Annotated in this window: 1 protein-coding gene; it reads left to right on the top strand. The window is 73.4% G+C overall.

Annotation, left to right across the window (positions count from 1 at the left end; all coding sequences use genetic code 11):
• Nucleotides 1-47: 47 nt before the first annotated feature.
• A partial coding sequence (locus HII36_RS55390; protein WP_217371171.1) for an MFS transporter occupies nucleotides 48-1,117 on the top strand: 1,070 nt, incomplete at its 3' end.

The following is a 1,117-nucleotide window of genomic DNA, read 5'->3' as shown; positions in this document are numbered from 1 at the left end:
GGGTAAAGCGGTGGGCGGGAGGTGGGGGATCGGGGACGATCGTGTCCGTGATCCAGTTGCTACGGGACAATCGGCCCTTCGCCGTTCTGTGGAGCGCGCGGTCCGTGTCGTTCCTCGGCGATTCGCTGAGCCTGGTCGCGCTGATGCTGCACGTCGCCGGCGAGACCGAGCAGGCGCTCGCGGTCGCGCTGCTGCTCCTGGTCGGCGACTTCGTGCCCGGCCTGTTCGGGCCGCTCACCGGCGCGATCAGCGACCGGTACGACCACAAGCGCGTCATGGTGGCGTGCGAGCTGGTGCAGGGCCTGGTCACCGTGGTGATCGCGCTCTGGCTGCCCGGACTGCCTGTGCTGCTGGCCCTCGTGGGCGTCCGGGCGCTGGCGGGGCAGTTGTTCCAGGCGGCGTCCAGGTCGGTCGTGCCCGCGCTGGTCGAAGACCGGGACCTGGCTCGCGCGAACACCGCCATCGGCCTCGGCACCAACGGCGGCGAGGCGCTGGGCCCGCTGGCGGCCTGGCTGCTGCTGCCCTGGCTGGGGATCGGCGGGGTGCTGCTGGTCGACGCGGCCACGTTCGCCGTCTCCGCGCTGCTGCTGGCCTTCCTTCCCGCGACTGGCCGGGCGGGCGTGGCCGAGCCGCGACGGGCGCTGCTGCGGGAGACCTGGCGAGGTTTGCGGTACATCGTCACCACCCGGACGGTCCGGGCGGTCGCGCTGGGATTCGTCGGGGTCGTGGCGTTCAACGGCATCGACGACGTCGCCGTGGTCTTCCTGGTCACCGAGGAACTGCGCGGTCCGGCGTCCGATGCCGGGCTGGTGCTGTCGGCGGTCGGCATCGGGCTGTTCGCCGGATACGCGCTGGTCGCCCGGCTGGGCCGGGCCAGGATGGCGGTGCTGCTGGTGGCCGGGTTCGCGGTGAGCAGCGCGGGCAACCTGCTCACCGGCCTGGCCTGGGCGGTCGCGGCGGCGTTCGCGGTGCAGGCGGTGCGCGGGCTGGGGATCGCCGCCATGGACGTGGCGGCCAACACGCTCGTCCAGCGCACGGCCGATCCCGCCATGCTCGGCCGGGTGTTCGGCAGCCTGTACGGCGGGGTCGGGGTGGCTGCGGCGCTGTCGTACGTGGG

This window comes from Nonomuraea antri (assembly GCF_013283785.1).
Lineage (GTDB): Bacteria > Actinomycetota > Actinomycetes > Streptosporangiales > Streptosporangiaceae > Nonomuraea > Nonomuraea antri.
This window is presented reverse-complemented; position numbering and strand designations above follow the sequence as displayed.